Source organism: Streptomyces sp. QH1-20 (assembly GCF_041283565.1).
GTDB lineage: Bacteria > Actinomycetota > Actinomycetes > Streptomycetales > Streptomycetaceae > Streptomyces > Streptomyces syringius.
Genome location: NZ_CP166300.1, coordinates 165,230 through 185,481 on the forward strand (window position 1 = coordinate 165,230; position 20,252 = coordinate 185,481).

Annotated in this window: 15 protein-coding genes and 6 pseudogenes; 6 read left to right on the forward strand and 15 right to left on the reverse strand. The window is 67.3% G+C overall.

What is annotated here, in order from left to right; all coding sequences use genetic code 11:
- Positions 1-20 precede the first annotated feature (20 nt).
- On the reverse strand, positions 21-1,814 hold the full coding sequence (locus AB8O64_RS36130; RefSeq protein WP_370424199.1) for a hypothetical protein: 1,794 nt from the start codon (positions 1,812-1,814) through the stop codon (positions 21-23).
- 197 nt (positions 1,815-2,011) lie between these two features.
- Between AB8O64_RS36130 and AB8O64_RS36135 the strand changes: the two are divergent.
- Together AB8O64_RS36135 and AB8O64_RS36140 are read left to right on the forward strand one after the other, a co-directional pair.
- Positions 2,012-2,717 (forward strand): annotated as a pseudogene (locus AB8O64_RS36135) (IS6 family transposase).
- Between the two features lie 435 nt (positions 2,718-3,152).
- The gene (locus tag AB8O64_RS36140; RefSeq protein WP_370424200.1) at positions 3,153-4,769 is read left to right on the forward strand and encodes a hypothetical protein; all 1,617 of its coding nucleotides are present in this window, start codon (positions 3,153-3,155) and stop codon (positions 4,767-4,769) included.
- Positions 4,770-4,773: 4 nt separating this feature from the next.
- On the opposite strand, the gene AB8O64_RS36145 is transcribed toward AB8O64_RS36140, so the two are convergent.
- Complete coding sequence (locus AB8O64_RS36145) at positions 4,774-4,902, reverse strand: hypothetical protein (protein ID WP_370424201.1); 129 nt, start codon at positions 4,900-4,902, stop codon at positions 4,774-4,776.
- Between the two features lie 77 nt (positions 4,903-4,979).
- Here AB8O64_RS36145 and AB8O64_RS36150 point away from each other — a divergent pair, with 77 nt between their 5' ends.
- Positions 4,980-5,117, forward strand: coding sequence for a hypothetical protein (locus AB8O64_RS36150; RefSeq protein WP_370424202.1), 138 nt, complete (start codon positions 4,980-4,982; stop codon positions 5,115-5,117).
- Here the strand turns inward: AB8O64_RS36150 and AB8O64_RS36155 are convergent.
- Positions 5,071-5,820: a zeta toxin family protein gene (locus tag AB8O64_RS36155; protein WP_370424203.1), complete on the reverse strand. Its 750-nt coding sequence runs from the start codon at positions 5,818-5,820 to the stop codon at positions 5,071-5,073. The two genes, AB8O64_RS36150 and AB8O64_RS36155, sit on opposite strands and share 47 nt — an antisense overlap.
- The gene (locus AB8O64_RS36160) at positions 5,723-6,214 is read right to left on the reverse strand and encodes a hypothetical protein (RefSeq protein WP_370424204.1); all 492 of its coding nucleotides are present in this window, start codon (positions 6,212-6,214) and stop codon (positions 5,723-5,725) included. The genes AB8O64_RS36155 and AB8O64_RS36160 overlap by 98 nt, the downstream gene beginning before the upstream one ends.
- Before the next feature lie 510 nt (positions 6,215-6,724).
- Between AB8O64_RS36160 and AB8O64_RS36165 the strand changes: the two are divergent.
- Positions 6,725-7,715, forward strand: a pseudogene (locus AB8O64_RS36165) (IS110 family transposase); the annotation flags it as partial.
- 92 nt (positions 7,716-7,807) lie between these two features.
- Here AB8O64_RS36165 and AB8O64_RS36170 read toward each other — a convergent pair.
- From AB8O64_RS36170 to AB8O64_RS36190, 5 genes and pseudogenes are all read right to left on the reverse strand, one after another.
- Entirely contained in the window at positions 7,808-8,563 is a 756-nt protein-coding gene (locus AB8O64_RS36170) for a reverse transcriptase domain-containing protein (protein WP_370424205.1), read from the reverse strand.
- A 146-nt stretch (positions 8,564-8,709) separates the two neighbouring features.
- On the reverse strand, positions 8,710-8,955 hold the full coding sequence (locus AB8O64_RS36175) for an integrase core domain-containing protein (protein ID WP_370424206.1): 246 nt from the start codon (positions 8,953-8,955) through the stop codon (positions 8,710-8,712).
- A gap of 4 nt (positions 8,956-8,959) precedes the next feature.
- Positions 8,960-9,145, reverse strand: a pseudogene (locus AB8O64_RS36180) (transposase); the annotation flags it as partial.
- 52 nt (positions 9,146-9,197) lie between these two features.
- Positions 9,198-10,784 carry an ISL3 family transposase gene (locus AB8O64_RS36185; protein WP_370423762.1) on the reverse strand — a complete coding sequence of 529 codons (1,587 nt, stop codon included), beginning with the start codon at positions 10,782-10,784 and terminating at the stop codon, positions 9,198-9,200.
- A gap of 119 nt (positions 10,785-10,903) precedes the next feature.
- Positions 10,904-12,067 (reverse strand): annotated as a pseudogene (locus tag AB8O64_RS36190) (IS30 family transposase); the annotation flags it as partial.
- A gap of 173 nt (positions 12,068-12,240) precedes the next feature.
- Between AB8O64_RS36190 and AB8O64_RS36195 the strand changes: the two are divergent.
- Both AB8O64_RS36195 and AB8O64_RS36200 read left to right on the forward strand, forming a co-directional pair.
- A pseudogene (locus AB8O64_RS36195) lies at positions 12,241-13,590 on the forward strand (IS30 family transposase); the annotation flags it as partial.
- Between the two features lie 66 nt (positions 13,591-13,656).
- Positions 13,657-13,899: an integrase core domain-containing protein gene (locus tag AB8O64_RS36200; protein WP_370424383.1), complete on the forward strand. Its 243-nt coding sequence runs from the start codon at positions 13,657-13,659 to the stop codon at positions 13,897-13,899.
- Between the two features lie 174 nt (positions 13,900-14,073).
- Here the strand turns inward: AB8O64_RS36200 and AB8O64_RS36205 are convergent.
- The 6 genes and pseudogenes from AB8O64_RS36205 to AB8O64_RS36230 form a co-directional block, all read right to left on the reverse strand.
- Positions 14,074-14,319, reverse strand: a pseudogene (locus AB8O64_RS36205) (transposase); the annotation flags it as partial.
- Positions 14,320-15,193: 874 nt separating this feature from the next.
- A complete protein-coding gene (locus AB8O64_RS36210) occupies positions 15,194-15,871 on the reverse strand; it encodes a DciA family protein (protein WP_370424385.1) in 678 nt (225 codons plus the stop codon).
- 5 nt (positions 15,872-15,876) lie between these two features.
- Positions 15,877-16,944 (reverse strand): winged helix-turn-helix domain-containing protein, encoded by a 1,068-nt coding sequence (locus AB8O64_RS36215; protein ID WP_370424207.1) that lies wholly within the window; start codon positions 16,942-16,944, stop codon positions 15,877-15,879.
- Between the two features lie 644 nt (positions 16,945-17,588).
- Complete coding sequence (locus AB8O64_RS36220; protein WP_370424209.1) at positions 17,589-18,053, reverse strand: hypothetical protein; 465 nt, start codon at positions 18,051-18,053, stop codon at positions 17,589-17,591.
- Between the two features lie 311 nt (positions 18,054-18,364).
- Positions 18,365-19,138, reverse strand: a complete 774-nt coding sequence (locus tag AB8O64_RS36225) for a hypothetical protein (protein ID WP_370424210.1) — start codon at positions 19,136-19,138, stop codon at positions 18,365-18,367.
- The gene (locus AB8O64_RS36230; protein WP_370424212.1) at positions 19,131-20,021 is read right to left on the reverse strand and encodes a ParA family protein; all 891 of its coding nucleotides are present in this window, start codon (positions 20,019-20,021) and stop codon (positions 19,131-19,133) included. Before AB8O64_RS36230 ends, AB8O64_RS36225 begins: the two co-directional genes overlap by 8 nt.
- Between the last annotated feature and the right edge of the window lie 231 nt (positions 20,022-20,252).

The window sequence follows — 20,252 nt, forward strand, 5'->3', positions numbered from 1 at the left end:
CTTCGACGGTTTCGCGGTGCTCAGGATTCGATGAACGCTGCCGTGAGCGCTGCCTGCTCGGTATCGACATCGACCGTCATGAGGCGTTCCGTCACCGTGCCCCCGTCGTTCCTCTTCACCGAGTAGGTGAACGCTGCGTCGTGCAACGAGATGTCGTCCAGTACCCCGATGTCGGCCCGCCAGCCGAGTTCGTCGACCGCCTGCCCGAGCGAGAGCCCGTTCTCGCTCTTGAAAGCGCCCGTGATGACGGTGCTCCCCCCGCCGTTCTCGTAGGACGCGTCGAACGAGATGGGCAGGACGAGGTCTTGTGCCGGCCTGGGGTCGGCAAGGTTGCTGGAGATCGACAGGATGCCGCTGGCGTACGTGGTGCCCGCCTCGCGGGTCAGGAGCGAGTCCAAAGTGGTGTGTGTGTCGCCGAGTTGCATGTCTACCGTCGCGGTCCAGGACAGCGAGGCGTCCTTGGTCGCGTACCTCAGGGACATGGAGGGGACGGAGAGGCCGTCCAGGGCCGCGGGGAGGGTAACGCCGAAGGTGCTGTGGAGGAAGCCGTTGAGTTCCTTCACCTGGGCGTTGGCGAGGGTGCCTTGCAGGGTCCAGGTTGCGTCTGCCTGTTTGGAGGCCGCGAGGGTGAGGGTCGCGGACCCGATGTCGATGAGGCCGACCACGGTGAAGCCGAACTGGCCGGGGTAGCTTCCCGCGACTTGCAGCAGGATCGTGTCCAGTTCAAACCCTTGGGCGATGGTCCACTTCACGGGCACGGTGATGCCGGCCAGGAAGTGCTTGTTCCTCAGGTCCGCGTAGACGTCGACCTTGAGGGCGGTGGCGGGGGGAACCTCGACGGGCAGTTCGCCGTGGACGTGGGCCAGGACAGGGGTGGTGTCCGCGATGTTCCCGGTGATGATCATGTCTGGGAGGCTCATCGTCACCTGGGCTTCGGCTCCGAAGCAGGTGAGTGTGGCGGTGGCCTCGGCGACGGTGGCGGACTGCTTGTAGAGCCAGTTGGTGGCGAATTCGACCGTGAGTTCCTTGAACACGATGCCGTCGGCGAGGTGCATCTGTGCGTGGAAAGCGACCTTGCACCACAGGCGGGCGATGTCCCAGCCTCCGGCGTCGTCCTTGGCCAGCTCCAGGCGCAGCCCGTTGAGGGAGAGCTCGTTGAAGACGCCTTTGAGCAGGTCGGGCAGGACGAGGTGGTCGGCTGCGTCCGGGCCGATCATCTTGCGGATGAATGCGGTGCTCGCGAATTCGGTCAGGTCGGTGAAGGACGCGCCGTGGTCGGTGGTGATCGTCGCGGCCAGGTAGCCGGGGTCGGCCTGGTCCACGATCACGCACACGGCAGTGTCGCCGACTTCGAGTTCGGCGGCCGGCACGATCGTTTCCGTCCAGCCCGCGGGATCAGGTGGGATGGTGGGAGCCAGGGCGAGGAGCACGAGGGGCTTGGACGCCCCGCCGCGGTCCCGCAGGGGCGTCATGTCGGTGGTGATTCCGTTCGGGCCGTGGAAGATCCAGTCCGTGGCTTCTTGGACGAGGCAGATCCCTTCGAGGGCGTCGCCGTCCGCGGCGAAGCGGAAGGAGCAGCCTCGTGGGGTTCCATCGAGGGTGCGGGTGCCGCTCACGGTGAGGGCGTCGGTGTCGTAGGTAGCGCCGGTGATGCTGAGGGGCAGTCCGCCGTGGGTGCTGAGCAGGTTCTCGAGTCTGCGGGCCGCATCGCGGTCGCTGTCGCTGGTGGCGGCTTGTTCGATGCCTTGTCGGGTGATCTCGAATGTCGGCGGCTTGCCGTCGAGGATCTGGTGGAGGTAGCTCGCGATCGACATGGGTCCACCCTGAGAGCTGGGGTCAGCGTCAGGCCCAGTGTAGGAGGAGTGACGGGTTCCCGTGATCACGGCGTGCCGTTGTTGGGTGTCCTGTCGGCGTACGAGTGAACGTGCACCCGTACGGCTCTGTCAGGTTGAGTGAAATCCTCTCCGAACGGCATGATCGTCGGATCGTTTGCTGCCAGAGGGGCCTGCTCGTGGATACGCCGTCGTGCAGGGGCTACCGGTATCCGGCGGAGATCATCAGTCACTATGTGTGGCTGTACCACCGGTTCAACCTGCTGCTGCGCGATGTCGAAGAGCTGATGCTGGAGCACGGCATCGAGGTCACCTACGAGACGATCCGCCAGTGGTCGATCACCTTCGGCCCCGAGCACGCTCGTCTGCTGCCTCACCGCCGCCCTGCCCCGGGCGACAAGTGGCACCTGGACGAGGTCTTCGCCAAGATCCAGGGCGCCCAGAAGTACCTGTGGCGAGCGGTCGACCAGGACGGGATGGTGTTGGACATCCTGGTCCAGAGCCGACGGGACAAGACTGCGGCCAGGCGTTTCTTCAAGAAAGCTCCGTAAGAAGACCGCCTCGGTGCCCCGGGTGGTGGTCACCGGCAAGCTCCGCTCCTACGGGTCCGCCCTGCGCGAGACGATGGCTTTGGTGGAGCACCGCTCGCACAAGGGCCTGAACAACCGGGCCGAGAACTCCCACCAACCCACACGGCAAGGAGAACGCGCCATGAAAGGCTTCCGCAGCGCCGGCGCAACGCAACGGTTCCTCGCAGCGTTCAGCGGCATCTCCCCGCGCTTCCACCCACGCCGCCACCTCATCACAGCCCGTGACTACCGAGAGGAAATGAAGACCCGCTTCACCGAGTGGAACACCGTCACCGGCCTATCCCCGACCGGCTGACCCAGCATGGGCCGACGGCCAGACACGTCCCGATCCGGATCACCCCGCCCGCCCCAGAACAACTTGACGACGCCCCGCATCAAGATCGCGACGTGGATCATCAACTGGTACAACCCACCGCCGCCACTCCACCTGCGACTGGCTGTCGCCCATCGACTACGAGAAACGACACGCCGTCAGAGAACAGCAGTCCCAATCTGCTTAATGAAACCCTCCACATACAGAGGGGATGGACACCGAACCAACTACACTTCGTCAAGCCGCATAACCCCGTGTCCCACATCCGGGGTTAGGGCCCCGGATTGTCGCTGGTGTCCGTCGTGGTGCTTCCGCTCGCCAGCTCGGCGCAGAGGAGAAGTCGGGTCATGGAGGTGTGTGGTGCCGAAGAGGTCGATGCCTGAGCCGGGGTCGGTCGGCCGGCCGAAGCGGGGTGCTGTGTCGATTTTCGCGTTGGAGTATCCGGCTGATGCGGAGATCACCTGTCCGAAGGCGAATGGGGAGCCGCCGGTCAAGTTGGATGTCACGTTTGTGCGGCCGGGTATCGCGGTCCTCAATCAGTACGTCGAATCGCTGTATCAGTACTTCGCTCCTGCGTTCCTCTCGCTCGAAGCGGGCCATCCGCGGCTTTCGGAGGATGACTTTCTCGATGAGATGACGCGTCTGATCAAGCGTCTTGAAGCGAAGCCTGTGGGTAGGCGGCTCATCAAGTCCTTCGGGGACATGCTGGCGTTTCCTGATGCGCGCGATGGAACGTTCGGGGAGCCGGATCCGGATGGGTTCAATGGGCGGCAGTGTGTGGCGTTGTTGGACAGGGAGCGGGTGGAGGTTCCAGTGCGGGTGTTGATCGCCCCGAGCCGTGGCTTCTCGGCGGTGTGCATTGCGGGGATGCGGCTAGAACCGCTCGCCGTTCACACCATCTACTCAATGAATGGGTGGGGAGTGTCGTCACTGGTGTTGAGTGATCCGCGGTACTTCCTTCTGGTGGATGATCGGATTCTTCCCCCAGAGTTGCTCTTGGCGCATGAGCTGATCCATGCCGCGCACAATCTCGCGGGTGCGTATTCGTGGATCCCGCCCGACCCGAGGGAGCAGGCTGCCAAGAATCGTGGTGACTTGGACATGCAGGCGGCGGTAAGGTCTTTGGCCAGTACCGAGGCGGCGGCTTTGATGGGGATCGATCTGCGCGATCTGGCGAAGTTGCGGGATCGCGAAGAGGACCGGTATGAGAGGTTCAAGGCGCTGCGGGATCAGACGCTTCGGCAGATGCTCACGTGCATGGCTTTTCCTGTCCCGGTCACGGAGCCGGGGGCGCCGGAGGCCGGGTATGTGGTGACGGGCGGGATCAGTATGGAGGAGCACGAGACCCACGGAAATCCCGCGACGTTGGAATGGTTTCGCCGCGTCGGGGAGGTCGAGCCCGGCGTGAAACGATTCATGAAGCGGGGCCGCTTTCAGGAGCAGTCCGTGGCGATTGCTCAGGTCTTTCTGGATCAGACGATCAGCCACGGTGAGGCTCCCTATCCCGGGTGGCCGACGGTGGAGGACATCGAGCGGTGCATCGTGGGCCGCGCAGCCTTGAACGGCATCACCGAGGTGGCTATCGCGAAGGAGATGGGATTCAGCACTCGGATCTCGTACGCGCCCATCACCCGCTGCTCTACCACGGTGTACTCGCCCGCTCCGCGGCGGGAGGTGTCGTCGGCGTGGAAGAAGGCCACGACGCCCGCCGACCGCCTCAACGCGCTCAAGGCCAACTTCGATGGAGGCGACCCAGTGTCCAAGAAGGCCGTCAAGAAGATCGAGCAGCATCTCACGTGCTTCGAAAGGGGAGGAGACGGGGACAACGTCTATGCGCGGCAGCTGTGCACCGACTTCACCGCTGATGGTGCTCTGATCCCGGCGGAGGATCAAGCGGTTCCGTTCACCAAGCGATTGCTGCCTCCTGGTCTTCAGGAGTTGGCGGAACGTCAGCTGAGGGAGGTCGGTCCCCAGAACAATCCTGCGGAGTTCGCCGCCCCCTCCGCGCCCTCGTACGTCTCGTCCGGGAGCTGACGGGTCAGGCCGGGCGCGTGTACTGGTCGGGGGCGCGGGGGTCGACCTTGAGGACGTGGACGCGTGTGGCGGCGTCCTTCGCGATGATGAGGGCCTTGAGGGGCGTCGTCAAGGGCTCGCAGAGAACCAACATGTCGCTTCGATCTTTGTGGGGCTGTTGCTTGTGAGGAACGCGGCGACATCAGCGGGCGTCCGGAACCGGAAGCGCTCATGACGGAGCAGCGCACCGGTGCCGCCGACCCCGAACGCCTGCGGGTGCTGAAGGAGGGGCTGGCGGCGTGTGCCGCCGACCAGCTCGCCCTTAAGGACACCGCACCGCGCGAGGGGGCCCGGGCCGGGGCCCGCTAGGCGGCGCGCCTGCAGGAGCTTGATGGCCAGTGCCGGTGCGGTGCCACGGCAGGGGCAGCGGGGCGGTGACGATCGTTGAGGCGAGGGTGTGCGGCCGCAGGCACGCGGGCATCAACGGCAGGCCAGCGCGGCGATCTCGACGAGATCGTGCAAGTACTGCTGCAGCACGCCCTGGGCACGCTGCAGCAACGCCAGGAACTGAGCTGCCTCCGCCTGCGTATAGGGGCGGTGCTGCTCCGCCGCCACCACGTCTGCGCCCCTGGCTGGGGCGGCCCACTCCCCGGCCAGGGTGCGCTCGTTGCGGTAGGCGGCGCTCATGTCCCGGCGCAGCACGGTGACCGAGTGCACGGTGTGCGGCTCGTGCTCGGCCGCGCGGACCACGGCGGCCAGGAGGCGGAACGTCGCGTCGTGGGCGGCAGCCGTCGTGAACCGGGGGGGCGACGCTGAGGCGCGCCAGCTCGGCGCACCGGGCTGCGGTGCTCAGGCGGCTGTCCGCGACGCGCGCCCCGATCACCACCAGCTCCACCCGGTAGCCCGACCGCTGGTGGCGGCGCGCCCCGTCCAGGAAGTGGCCGGGGCTGTCCGGGGCGATCTCGATCAGCAGATCATCGCGGCGCTCCCGTACGTAGGCCTCGACCATCTGCTGCCAGCGCCTGTAGTCCGCCCGAATCCGTGCCGAGGTCGTCCGCGGCTCCTCCTCCAACGACCGCCGGTAGTCGGGGTGCAGGGCCTTGAAGGTGCCACCCTCGATCCGGGTCGGGCGGCGCGCGCAGCGCCCGGAGCAACGTGTAGGCCGTGTGACTCTTCCCGGCGCCTTGCACACCCATCACATACAGCGCGACCGGTGCGTCCTGACCGGTGATATCGCCCAGGTACATCGGGACGACCAGCTCGGTGAAGATCCACGCGTGTTCGCTGGCGGACAGACGGTGGTAGTCGCCCCCGGGCGGCACCGCGAGAAGCTGCGCGAGGCGCCGCACGGGCTCCGCCAGCGCGGCCGCCCGCTCGGCATCGCGGCGCACCACCAGGGCCCAGTCCTGGGGCAGCCGCAGGTCGTGGGTGCGCCGGTCGGCCTCGGCGAGGCGACAGCGGAACACCCCGGTCTCCGCCGCCCCCCCAGGGCCGTGTCCGCTCGCCCAGCAGCGCCTCGCGCGCGCCCGGCGGGCGCATCCACTGCCCGTCGGCGCCGAGGGTGTTGGCGTACACGACGTCGGCGCCGCGCCGCACCACGGTGACCCGGTCCACCAGGCGCCCGGCCTCGATGCCCGCGAGGACGACGGGCAAGGACGCGGCGCACGGGTCGTGGTTGAGCCACCACCCGTACCGCGCCCGCCCGTCCTTCGCCAGGCACAGGTAGCGCTCCAGCCCCCCGTTACCGTCTTCGTGGCTCCGCAACGGGGCCTCCGGCCTTCGGGTCCGGCATGACTTCCCCCTCCTGTTGTTGATGATTCGGGGGGTGGTGTCACCGGGCCCGGAGGCATCGACGGACCGCTGATGAGGGGCTTGAGTACCGGCTTCACCCGAGCCGGAAGAGCTCTCCGTAACGTGGATGTGGCAGCTCGATGCCCAGGCAAGGCCGGACGAAAGCGTGATGGAGGGGCCTGCACGTGATCGACACCGGCGACATCGACGTCTTCCTCAGCCTGGATGTCGGCAAGGGCGAACACCACGCTACCGCCGTCACCCCGGCCGGCAAGAAAGCCTTCGACAAGCGCCTGCCCAACACCGAACCCAGACTCCGCGAGCTGTTCGCCAAGCTGCAGGCCAAGCACGGAACGGCGCTGGTCGTGGTCGACCAGCCGGCCTCGATCGGCGCCCTGCCGCTGGCCGTTGCGAGGGGCATGGGCTGCCCCGTGGCCTACCTTCCGGGTCTCACGATGTGGCGGATCGCCGACCTCTACCCGGGCGAGGCCAAGACGGAGGCGAAGGACGCGTTCATCATCGCCGACGCGGCCCGCGCGATGCCCCACACGCTGCGAGCGATCGACGGCGAGGACGAGACCATCGCCGAGCTGGAGATGATCGTCGGGTCCGACGACGACCTGGCCGGCGAGGCAACCAGGATCGCGAACCGGCTCCACGGCCTGCTGATCCAGATCCACCCCTCGCTGGAACGGGTGCTGGATCCACGGCTGCAGCACCCGGCCGTCCTGGCACTGCTGGAGCGGTTCGGTTCACCGCGCCCAGATCCGCAAGGCAGGCCGGCAGCGGCTGGTCACGCTGTTGCGGCCGAAGGCCCCAAGGGTGGCCGAGCGGCTGGTCGAGAACATCTTCACCGCCCTGGACGAGCAGACCGTCACCGTTCCGGGCACCGAGGCAGCCGCGCTGATCGTCCCGAGCCCGGCCGGATCCCTGACCGCAGTCCTTGACCAGCGCAAACTGCTGGCCGGGCGGATCGAGGAACTGCTGGAGGCCCACCCTCTTTCCAAAGTCCTGACGTCCATGCCGGGCATCGGCGTCAGGACCGGAGCCAGGATCCTCATCGAGGTCGGCGACGGCAGCACCTTCCCGACCGCCGGCCACCTCGCCGCCTACGCAGGACTCGCCCCCGCCACCCGCAGTTCCGGGTCCTCGATCCGCGGCGAACAGCCCTCCAGGAGAGTCGAGTAGCCGAGGGGGATCTCACCCCTCGGCTCTCACAGAACCGTGCGTAACGGTTTCCCGTTACACGGCTCTTGTCGTTCTGATCATCAGATCTCTGCGGCCGCCGTGGTGAGGCGCCAGCGCACGAACATGCGGGGGTATCGCTGGGCGATCTCCTGCATCTTCGAGTACGCCTTCTTCTGGGCCGCGAGCCGCTTGTACTTGTTGCGGATCCATCGCACCAAGTAGGTGTTGACTCGCGCCAAGAAGCGGTCCAACTCCCAAGGCCGGAATCGGCCGTAGTAGTTGATCCAGCCCCCGATCACAGGATTCATCCTGCGGGCGAGCTCGCTGAAGGTCAGCTCGGCCCGTCGGTGCAGTCGCCAGGACCGCACCTCCCGGCCGATCCTTGTCAGGGCCTCCCTGCTGATCCCCGGCTCGAACGACAGGAACAGCTTCCCGTGCCGATCCCGGTTCTTCCGGGCGCGAAACGTGTACCCAAGAAAGGTGAAGGCCGTGCACTCGAAGGAGCGCCGGCGGTTGCCGTCCTTGCAGTAGACGATCCGGGTCTTGTCCGGGTGCAGCCGCAGCCCGACCTCGACCATCCTGTCCGTAAGCGCGGCCAGCACCTGGCGGGCCTCTCGCTCAGTGACGCAGTGCAGTACCGCGTCATCCGCGTAGCGCTCGAACGAGACGGACGGGAACTCCCGTTCCATCCACATGTCGAACGCGTAGTGCAGGAAGAGGTTCGCCAAAACGGGAGAGACCGGCGCCCCTTGGGGCGTTCCGCGCTCCCGCTCCATCTGGGAGCCGTCGGGCATGACGAGCGGGGCGGCAAGCCACCTCCGCACATACAAGTTCACCCAGACAGCGTCGGTGTGCGCGGCCACCGCCTTGACATGAACCGCTCCGGGTTCGTTAGAGATCTCAGATGGTGGTTGTGACCTGGGGTTTCATGGTCGTGATGTAGTAGTTGTTCTCGTACTCGACGGGCGGGACGTGGCCTATCTCACCGTGGAGGCGTCGGTGGCAGGTCCACCCACTCGGCCGTGGCCAGCTCGACCTGGGAAAGTGTCTTCCAGGGCCGCTGCGGCTTGATCAACTCGGTTTTGTAGAGCCCGACGGTCGATTCCATCAGTGCGTTGTCCAGAGCGTCCCTGACCGAGCCGATGCTCGCCGCGAGACCGGCGGCGTCCAGATGCTCAGCGAGCCGGAAGCTCGTATATTGACCAGGTTCAACCAGTGGATGCAACACCGGCTTATGTCATCGATAGTAGATGGTCGTTGAGGGCTTCGGCGGGTGTCTTCCAGCCGAGGCTCTTCCGGGGCCGACTGTTGAGCGTGACAGCGACCGCCTCGAGATCCTCAGCCGCCCATCGAGAAACGTCAGTTCCCTTCGGGAAGTACTGGCGCAGCAGGCCGTTCGTGTTCTCGTTTGTGCCTCGCGTGTCGGCGTACAAGTGGACGTGGCTCTGGCAAGATTTTCGTAGCCGGAGATCATGTCGGTGACCCGGTCGGCCGGTCTGCGTATTGTCGGCGGAGGTGGGCGATCAGGACGACGCGCTGGCGGAGGAGTGGAACGCCGGCGCGGCCAGCCATGAGACGTGTCTGCAGCTTGACATCGGTGATGCGGCCTTCGTTCACTCCGGAGTTGTAGGGGGTGGCGATGCCCTGAGCGACGGCATGCCGGTCTTCGCGCAGGGCTCCCGCGAGGCCGGCGAGAGGGGGCAGTCCGCTCTTCGCGAGGTCGTCGAGCCAGCCCGGCAGGAGTAGGGCGTCGCGGTTTTCGAGCATGCCGGCGAACCGCCGGACCAAGTCGTGGGCGGTTCTGAGCTCAGGGCAGTGATCGAGGAGCCGGGGCAGGCGGTCGTTGATGTGCGGGCTGCGGCGGGCCGGGTGGGTGGTGATCCAGCGGGCTGCTTCGCGTGGGGAAGGCGGTCGCTCGCGAGGCGCGTCCAGGGGCAGGCCCCGTCGTAGGGGTGCGACGGCCATTTTCACCCGCTGATAGTGGCCGAGGTAGCCCTTGGCCTGGAGTTCCTCGTGCAGGATCTTCGCGCTGTGCTGTCCCTCGTCCCAGCGTTGTTGCAGGTAGTCGAGGTAGGGGTCCAGGCTGGAGGGCTTGCGGGGCGGGCGGCGCATCACTTCCTGCCAGGTTCGGGCTCGCGCGTACTTGCGCACGGTGCGGCGGTCCAGGCCGAGCTCCCGGGCCACGGAACTGTGGCTGCGGCCGGTGCGCGTCAGAGCGTGCACGGCCTCGAACAACCTGCGGGCATGGCGCCCGGCCCGGGTGTCCGCCGCGGCGTCCTCGGCAGTCTCCTCGATCGGGGCTGAATCGATCTCGCTGACTGGGGGAAGTGCTGCGGGCAGGCAGCAGCGGTGCGTGGAGGCGATGTCCTGGACCCGGCGGGAGAGGCCCTGCCAGAGATGGAAACGGTCGCTGACCTGCACCGCGTCGGGGGCACCAGTGGTGATGCCCTGCCGGTAGGTGAGCGAGCCGTCGCGGCAAGCCACCTCGACACCGGGGTGCTCGCGGAGCCAGCGGCCGAGCCGTTCAGCGTCGCGTCCCTCCCAGAGCGTGAGCGGGAGCCGGGTGGTGGCGTCGACCAGGAGGGTGCCGTAGGTGTCGCCGTAGAGCGCGAAGTCGTCCACGCCCAGCACCCGGGGTGTCTCCAGTGGCGGAAGCGGCACCCGCATCAGCTGAGCAAGAACCGTGCACCGCGAGAGCGTGACGTTCAGGATGCGCAGCATCCGGGCGCCGCCCCGGCCGGCCAGGATCACACCGACGGCCTCCACAAGGCGCTGCAACTGCGGTGTGCGGCGCTGGTAACGCACGGTCAGCCCTGGGACCTGCTCGGCGAAGGTCACTTTCGGGCAAGTCGGGTTTTCGCAGTACAGGCGGCGTACGGACAAGTCGATGCGCAGAGGCCGGCCTCCGAGAGCGATGTCGGCGAGGCGCCGTACATAGCGGCTGTGGACCCACGTGCTTGGCTCGCCGCATCCGGTACATCCCGCTGATACACCGGATCTCGTGCGGGCGCGGACCACAACGACAGCATCGGAGACATCGACCGAGACCACCAGCACATTGGTCAACTGCGGTAACAGGCTCGCCAGTTCAACAGAGCACAGGCATAGGCTGCCCGGGATTCGGACCGGCCGACCGGGTCACCGACATGATCTCCGGCTACGAAAATCTTGCCAGAGCCACTCACAGAAGTACGTCGACATCGCGGCCAGGGGCTGTGCGGGGCGGCGAAGTAGACCGGGATGCCGACAGCTCCTTGCCGCGGTCCCAGGTCAGCGACCGCCATAGTTGCTCAGGCAGGGCGCCGACCGTCGCCGCCAGCGCGTTCTTCATCGTCACCGCCCCGTAGCCGGCCAGCGGCGGCCCATTCTTGGTCCGGGGAACCGTGCCGTAGCCGTCCTGGCGGGGCAGGTGGACGAGCACCGTGAACCGGGTGGTGCGCTCGACCAGCGTGCCGATCGCCGATCGCTCCAGTCCGATCAGAAGATCGCCCTCCCAGTGTCCCGGGACGGCCCGGCCGTCAGCTTCAGCCGGCCGTTGGCTGATCAGCACCTGGGGCGTGACGTGGTCCCACGACTTCTGCTTGGACCGGGCCCGGGGCACCCGCAGGGCCCTGCCGGTACGCAGGCAGGCGACGAGCTCGCGCTTGAGCGCTCCCCGGCCTTCGATGAACAGGGCCTGGTAGATCGCCTCGTGGCTGATCCGCATGGACTCATCATCGGGGAAGTCGACCTTCAGCCGGTTCGCGATCTGCTCCGGACTCCACGCCATGGCCCACCGGCGGTCATCGCGGTGCGGCTTGTTCCTTCCCCCTTCCACTGCGGCCCCTGCGGCCCCAGCATCGTCCCGTCGGGGCGGCTGACCTGGCCGGAAAGCCTTTCCTGCACGTAGTCCCGCAGTCGGTCGTTGGCCGCCAGTTTCGCGGTCTTCGCACGCCGGGCCACCAGATCGGCCTTCCACTGGGCGACCGAGGCCCGGTAGTCCAGTCGGGCGCCACGGGTCGAGGCATTGCGCCGCAGTTCCCGGGACACCGTCGATGGATTGCGGCCGAGACGTCGCGCGGTCTCCCGGACCCGATGCCCTGCGCTTTCAGGATCGCGATCTCTTCACGCTCGTGGAAGGACAGGTACCGGCCGGACTGCGGGGCAAGATCCATTGGTGGCATGCGGCCACCGTGACGGAACCACCTTCCCCCCGCCGCTTGGGATACGCCGACCGCAGCTGCCGCCTCCTGCGGGAGCAGTCCCTTCGCGATCTCCCGCCAGAACTGACGTTCTGCTTCCCGCCGTAGCGTCGGCGCACCTGGCGACTTCATCGGCGACCGCCCGGTCAACGCCGCCATCCACCCTGCTGGCCTGCCCATCAACACCTCCGAGGACGAGGTGTTGCAACGACCGGTTGAATCCGCCTTCTCTGGGCGGATTCAACTGATCGTCGCAACACCTCTGTGAGCTGGAGGTTTGCGGATGGGTGTGGGGGAATCGGCAGCGGGCGGCGCGGGAGTATCGCGGGCAGATGCCTTCGCCGGGCCGACCGGGCGTGGCTTGGCGTGAGGACCGGGTCGGGTTCTGGCAGGCGATCGCGCGAGGGCTGAGCTCCGTGGACGCGGCGGCCGTTATCGGGGTGTCTCCGGCCGTGGGGTCACGGTGGTTTCGTCATGCTGGCGGGGTGAATCCGTGCCTTGCCCCGACTGTCTCGGGCCGATACCTGTCCTTCGCCGAGCGGGAGGAGATCGCTCTGCTGCGGGCCCGGGACCTCGGCGTGCGTGCGATCGCGCGGCATCTGGGGCGTTCGCCCTCGACGATCTCGCGGGAGCTGCGGCGCAACGCCTCGACCCGGACCTACAGCCTGGAATACCGGGCCTCGCTGGCGCAGTGGCACGCTGAGCGGCGTGCGCGGCGGCCGAAGACCGCGAAGCTGGTGGCCAACCAGCGTCTGCGCAACTACGTGCAGGACCGGCTGGCCGGAACCCTCATCCGCGGTGCGGACGGCAGCGCCATCGAGGGTCCGCAGGTGCCGCCGTGGAAGGGCCGGAACAAGCCGAGGCGGCAGGACCGCCTGTGGGCCACTGCATGGAGCCCGGAACAGATATCGCAGCGGCTCAAGGTGGACTTCCCCGATGATGATTCCATGCGCATCTCCCCGGAGGCGATCTATCAGGCCCTCTACGTCCAGGGACGCGGGGCGCTCAAACGCGAGCTGGTCGCCTGCCTGCGCACCGGACGGTCACTGCGCGTCCCGCGGGAACGTTCCAGGCAGAGCGTCCGTGGGCATGTGACCGCCGATGTGCTGATCAGCGAGCGGCCTGCCGAGGCCGAGGACCGGGCCGTCCCGGGCCACTGGGAAGGCGATCTCATCATCGGCACCGGCCGGTCCGCGATCGGCACGCTCGTGGAGCGAAGCACCCGGTTCACGATGCTGCTGCACCTGCCCCGGATGGAAGGCTTCGACACCGAACCACGTACCAAGAACGGGCCCGCATTGGCCGGCCGGGGCGCCGAGGCGGTGAAGGACGCGATCACCGCCACGATCACCACGCTGCCCGAGCAGCTGCGCAGGTCGCTGACCTGGGATCGTGGCACGGAACTGGCTCAGCACGCCCAACTCCGCATCGACAGCGGGCTGCAGGTCTACTTCGCCGACCCCCAAAGCCCCTGGCAGCGCGGCACCAACGAGAACACCAACGGTCTGTTGCGCCAGTACTTCCCCAAGGGCACCGACCTTTCCCGCTGGGACACCGACGAGCTCCAGGCCGTCGCCTTCACCCTCAACAACAGGCCCCGCAAAACCCTCGGATGGAAGACACCCGCCGAAGCTCTCAATCAGCACCTACTATCTCTCCAGGTAGCCGGTGTTGCGACCACCGAGTCCAAGCAATACACGAGCAGGGCCTTCACTGAAGTCTGCAGGTCAGCAGGGGTCCGACAGAGCATGGGCGCGATCGGATCCAGCGCCGACAACGCAGCCGCGGAAAGCTTCAACGCCGCCTTCAAGAGGGAGACGCACAAGGGCCGGAAGGCCTGGCCGAGTGAGCGCGAGGCCAGGCTCGACGCCTTCCGCTGGCTGACCCGGTACAACACCCGCCGCCGGCACTCCCGCCTCGGCCAGCGCTCCCCGATCGACTACGAGAACGACCTCCAGCCAGCAGCAACTACCCTGACCCAAGCCGCATAGACGCATAGACGCATAGACGCATTCAACGTCCGGGGTCAAAGCCCCCCACCCTCGCGAGGCCAACTCCCGCGAGGCCCTTGAGATATGGCTGAACAGCCAAACTTCCCCGTCTTGGGTCTTGCCCTCGCCGCAGTAGCCGTCGGATGCCCGGTTCACCAGGCGGCCGGGGGTGTACAGGGCCTCCTGGCCGCGGGCGACGAGCAGGCTCAGCAGCAGGGCCGGTTCTCCGCCGGTCATGTCGATCACCCAGGTCACCTGGTCGCCGTCCGCGAGGGCGAGGACGTCGCTGATCAGTTGCAGCAGCTCGGGCTCGTCGTTGGCTACCCGCCGCGACAATAGTTTCCCGCCGTCCGCGTCGAGGGCCACGCCGTGGTGGTGGCCCTCGACGCTGTCGATCCCCGCCCATCTCCGGCTCATCATGCTCCTGACGTGCGTGTTCGTGCTGTTCGTACCACGGACGACCTCGCCGGCATTGCTCTACTCAGCGACTTGCTCGCACTTCCAAATCGGCGGCCGAGTCGTCGTGGGGCGCCGGGCAGCGAAGCGTCGGGAGCCACGAGACGGCAGCCGCCTGATAGCCACGCCCAGCACCCATGGGCGACCCAGCCTTACGAGTGGCTCGATCAACCCGGTTCAAAAGGTAGAGCCCGCCTGAGCGGCTGGGGACCCCACAGCCGGGTGCGACTGGTCGTGGCCACCACCGACCCGGCCACCCCGCCACCCAAGGCCACCTGGTATCTCGCCACCAACCTGCCCCACCCCAACGCACCCCACGCCACCACCAGCCCGCACCCGCCCACCGGCCTCGCACAGATCGTCCGCCTCTACGGACTACGACCCTGGATCGAGCAGACACGCGGGTCGGGCACGCAAGCCAGGACGGTGAGCAGTCCTTCGGCCCGATCCGCCGCGGGTGGGGCAGCGTCTGCCAGTTGGTCGAGGCCGGGCGGGATGGGCGAGGACGAAGGGGCAGGCACCGTCTTCTGTTGTAGTGATCAGGGACTCGACACCTAATGATCACCGGAGGCCATGACTCCCCCCATACCCGGACCTGGACCCAGACAGGCCATCACCAAACTCCGTAAGGCGACTGATGGCTCGCCAATCGGGCACAACCGCAGAACGGCGCTGCCCTGGGCCCGGCTCTGGGACGTGGAAACGTCCAGTGCTATCCCGTGCGCGAAGACCGCGTCGACTTCGACATGGGAGTCGCGTCGGCCTCGCTGGTCCCGCGGAGTCCGCGTCCGCCTGGGGGGTCATGTCTGGAAGCAGGAGTTGGTCATGCGGGTGAACTTCACCAACTACACCACCAATGATTCGAGTTCGGTAATCTGCAGCTGCCGTGATCATCCACCGCTGGTTCAGGAGTCGTAGGGCGCGAGGCCCGGTCAGGGGGGCGCCGGGTGGGGTCGTCCCGTGCGCGTCTGCCGGCCTGGAGCGCGGCGAGCGCCCGACGGTAGCCAGCCGACGGCTCCGCCCGTCCGGATGTGCCTCTCGCACCAGCCGCTCCACCGGACGCCACGGGGGCCCCGGAGACTGGTGTCAGGACCCGTATCGATTCGACGACCGTCCTGTCCAGTTCGTCGTTGACCCGGCGGATCAACGGGTCGAGGGTCAGCCGGAGCTGCACCGCGTAGGCCTGCGAGTCCGGCAGCAGGTCGAGCCGGCCCTCGTCCGCGGCGAAGCGTACGGCCCTGACATGCCGGGCTAGTTCACCAGCGACGCGCGGCCACCGGTCGAGCACATCCCGCTCGGACGCCGCCACGCTCAGCGCCTGCTCGCCGATCACGGCGCGCACGACCGCGCCCAGCGAGCGTGGATCACGGCCGCCTTCGCTTCCTGGCCCGCGTGACCGGCGCAGCGAACGGCCGCCTTCCTCCCTGCCACGGGCTGCCTCACGCGCCGCCTCCAGCGCGATCCGTGCCAGGTCCCGGCCGCCCCGCCGGGCAGGGTCGTCCCTCTGCTCGCCCATGCCGATCACCGCGCCGCAGCACCCTGCAGGCCGAGCGCCATGCGCGAGGTACCAGCCGCGAGCCGCAGCGCCCGACGCACCAGAGCGCTGCCGTAGAGCTCTTCCGCTGCCTCGCGCCCCAGGGTATCGACGGCGGAGCGGACCAGTGTGGTCTCGCCGCGCATGAACTCGCCCCGGGCGGTCTCACGCAGTACCTCGCGGTCGGCGGCCGACAACGATATCCCCGCCGATTCGACCACCGGCTGTGACATCGGGCGGGACGGTGACCAGGTGAGGGCGGCAGCGACCTGCCGCCGCACGGCGAAGCTGCGCGGGCCGCTTGAAGCAGCGCCCCACTGGCGGTGGCGGTGGCGGGCGGCGGTCCGCGAGTCACGCCACTGCTCCACCGCCGCAGTGCGTTTGGCCCGGGTGTCCAGGACCCGCTCCGCGCCGTCGAGCAGGACCGCCAGCAGCCCCGACGGCCGACGGACGTCGTTCACGCCGCCGCGCAAGTGCAGCCAAGCTCGTACCTCCGCGGCTGTCCACCCCGCGTCGGCCACGTGTCGCACCATCCAGGCGATCCGGGGTGCCTGGCACCGCCCGAGCCAGTCGACTTCGCGGATCAGTTCCCCGGCCAGCTGGTGGCGGCGGCCGATCTTGTTGAGCCGTGCTGCGCCTCGGCTGGTTTGGCGGAGGGAGGTGGTGGCTTCATGCCCGTCGGCGAGCTTGCTCTCAGGGGGCGGGAGAGTTTCATCCGCACACGAAAGACTGCGGGTGGTAACCCCCTTTGGGGTGCAACGGGAGGTTCGTACGGCAGTGGTTCGGCGGGGTGCTCGCGCCCTGCCCGCAGCGGCCAGGCGGGCCAGCGCGGCCATGAGGGCGCGTCCGTGCTCGGCGATGCCGACGGCCCGCCGACTGGCGCCCTCGCCCGTGGTGCGGATGCCGAGGGCACGGTCGAAGCCGTTGGGGATCATCCGGGCGAACTCGCTGGCCAGCGCCCCTTCTGCCCGCACCCTGGTGCCACGCCGCACGTACGCGAGAAGCCCGGCCTCCCGAAGCATCTGGAGGTGGTACTGGACGGTTCGCTCGCTCACCCCCAGGCGCCGTACGAGATGGGTGACGCCGGGGCGACACGGCGACAAGCACATGAGCTCGCGCGCGACCCGGACGGTGGTGGCCCCGAACGAGGGGCCGTGGGAGCGCCGCGGCTGATAGTGCCCGCACCGCGCGACCCAATGGACGGCCTGCATCCAGGAGTAACCGTCCGATACGACGCGGCTCGTCGTCGTCGAAAGCCACTGCTCCTCTTCGGGCACCCAGAGGGTCGTGGCTTCACACGGTGCCGTCCGCGCGTTCACCGGTCTGTTCCGCAGGTGGGGAGACTCCCGGCGTCGGGAAGATCAGACTGGAAAAAAGCATGCCTGTGGTGCAAGATGACGAAAGCCTTCTGCGATAATGAGGGGATGGCAAAGCTCTCGTGGATACTCCACGAGTGCTCGGCCAGGAATAGGGAAACTGAACCGTCCGCATCGGCTGCGAACCGACTGGACGATCCCTTCGGAGGGTCTGCGAAACCCTCCGGAGTCAATGGGCCGCCACTGAGGTGAGTGCGAATCACCTCAGCCAGGTCCTCGGCGGTCAAGCCGCCTCGTGGCCTATGTCATCTCGCTCCTCTTTACGAAGAGACGGAGGGCTGACATAGGCCATGTGTTCGTGCTGGCACGCGAGTCCGGCATTGTCACCCCTTTAACCTGGACTGCGTGCCCCGGCGTCGCCGCGGTGCCATGGCTTCAGGCAGTTCCGAGATCCACAGGCCTACGGGAATGCGGAACGCGGGCCGCCGACTGAGGTATTTGAGGTCGAATGCCGCCCGTTCGTCTGGTGCCGTGACCAGGTGTACGGAATCCTCCAGGACCCACAGCGCGGTTTCCGGAGTGGTGGCCGGGTCGGAGACCGCATGGCGCGCGGCTTCGACGGCCGACTGCTGCCACAGTTCGAGGTCCTGGCGCGCGCTGCGGGGGCGCCGCACCCCGGGCCACACGATCTGCGACGCGAAGGCATATACGCGCAGCGCGACAATGTCCTCCTCGAAGTGTGGCTCGCTTAGCACACCCTGGTCCCTGGCCTTCCAGGCCCAGGACTCGCTGAGTCCGGCTGCGGCAGCGACAGCGCTGGCGCTGAGCTTCTCACTGGACGAGGACACGGGTGATCTCCGGCACATTGGTTCATTTCTACGGTTCGTCGCGCTCAACACATTACCCCAGCAGCGCATTTAATTCTCGCGTCACTAGAGCCCGACAGGCAGATCCTCCCGTTCCCTTCCGGGCAACTCCTGGAATTTACAAGAAAAGCCTCGCCTTCGAGGGAACCGCACCTCTAGTGTCACAACCATAAAACGGCCGCTGCATCCATTGTGTGCTGGATTGATGGATCCATCGTTGGTTGCAGCGACATACCGGTTGAGATATTCATCGTTGCAGCCGATGGGATAGCGGGTGGATATGTGACTCGGCGTCACCGATGCCGGCACACCGGCCGGGTGAGGGGGCCCTGCGCATCCAGCACGTCAAGGAACACCTGGATCCCGGCGGATATCACCTGGGTCCCGCGGCGGCCGTAGTCGGCCTCCTGTAGAACGACCTTCAAGCTGGAGGCGAGTTCATACGCCTTCTCTCCGACGCGGTAGGTCGAAGGCTGGGTCTTCTCGGAGTCCCACAGCTGCCGTGCCCCGAATTCCTCGGCCATGGCGATGAGTTCGGACACCTGCTGCGGCATGTGTCGTAGCGCCGCGTCGACGTAGTGGCCGATCGCCAGATTGGCGTTGCCCGTGTGCCGCCGGTCCGCGTTGACCCTGCTCTTGAGCCGGGCCAGGACATCGGGCGCGATACGGAACCCGTGCGCCTTCCAGCGTGAGGAGGAGAGCTTGGCGTCGGCGAAGCTCTCCTGCACTGCGGTGTGCGACCAGGCCACGGTGCCCGGATCTGCCACCGCCACTCCCGGGTCTGCCCCATCCGCTGCATCCACGCTCTCAGCCGCATCGGGAGGGCTGACCGGGCTCGACACGCATTCACCGGGCGGCCATTCAGAACGCTGGGGGCCGCTGCCCGGCAACGCACGGGACACGGCGTACGGGCCAGTCGACTGGCCGCCGGAGCCCAGGAACGACCGGCTGGCCACCTGGTCCGCGCCGGCCAGCAGATCCTGGACCAACGCGGTATCGGCCAGCCTGAAGTGGGCCGGCGTACGGCGTTTGACCGTGCGGTCCTGAGAGTGGGGTTCGTCAGGCACCCAGCATCTCCATCTCGATCCGTTGCGGCATCTCCCACTCATCCTTGGACTGTCGCATCCGGGTCAGTACCTGGTTCATGAGCTCGCCGTACATCCGGCCGGGAGCGTGGCTGGCGAAGCGGATCACGGCCGGGACGCCGAAGGCGAAGGAGTCACTGATGCGGTTGTCCAGACGGATGTCCGTCCGGAACGGGGCGAGGTCCGCGTCGAGCATCCCGTTGCGGATGTTCACCTCCTGCACCCGCCACTTGGAAGGCGGATTGGAGCGGTTGACGATCGCGCCGAGGTACTGGGGATCACACTCTCCCCCGGTGCGGTCCTTCACGTACCGCACGGTGCCGCGCGTCGCCGCCGCGCCCTTGAGTGACGGGTACTCGGGCATGCACACAGTCAGTACGTAGTCGGCGGCTGCCAGTGCGGTTGCGGACATGGAGGACACGGCAGGCGGCGTATCAATGATCACGAAGTCGAATTCGGCGGCGGCCTCCAAGAGCATGCGGCGCAACACCGGAGTGGCCTGGTACCCCTTCTTGTGGATCAGGTCCTGTGCCGCGGTCATCGTGGATTCCTCGCACGCCAGCAAGTGGAGAGCGCCTGCTTCCTCGAAACCGGCGACCAGTTCGGTGCGGTCGAACCAGATGGACGCCAGATCCATCCGCATCCCCTGCAACCTGCCCTGGATCGCCCAGCCCAAGGAGCGCGCCAGCTGATCCTCGCTGGAGAGGTTGAGCCCGAGAGCGGTCCCCGCCTGTGCTTGCGGGTCGAGATCCACGACCAGCACACGCTGTCCTGCCAAGGACAGAGCCGTACCAAGATTGATGGTGGAGCTGGTCTTGCCGACGCCTCCCTTCTGCGTAGCAACAGTAATGATCTTCACAAGCACCCTCAAGTGTGTGACGCCCACCCCACGCTCTCGTGTCACGAGAGCACATCGGGAGTAACGCATGCGGGCCGCACCCTCAAATCCCGGTGTTCGGCGACAGCAGCGGCACTGAACACCCCCGTTGTCTTCGAGTGATGCGGGAATGTCAGGCAGGACAATAACAACAGGGCACCCAGCGCAACACGACTGCCCGCCGCCCAACCAATCACACAAAGTCGCTGGTCAAGTGGG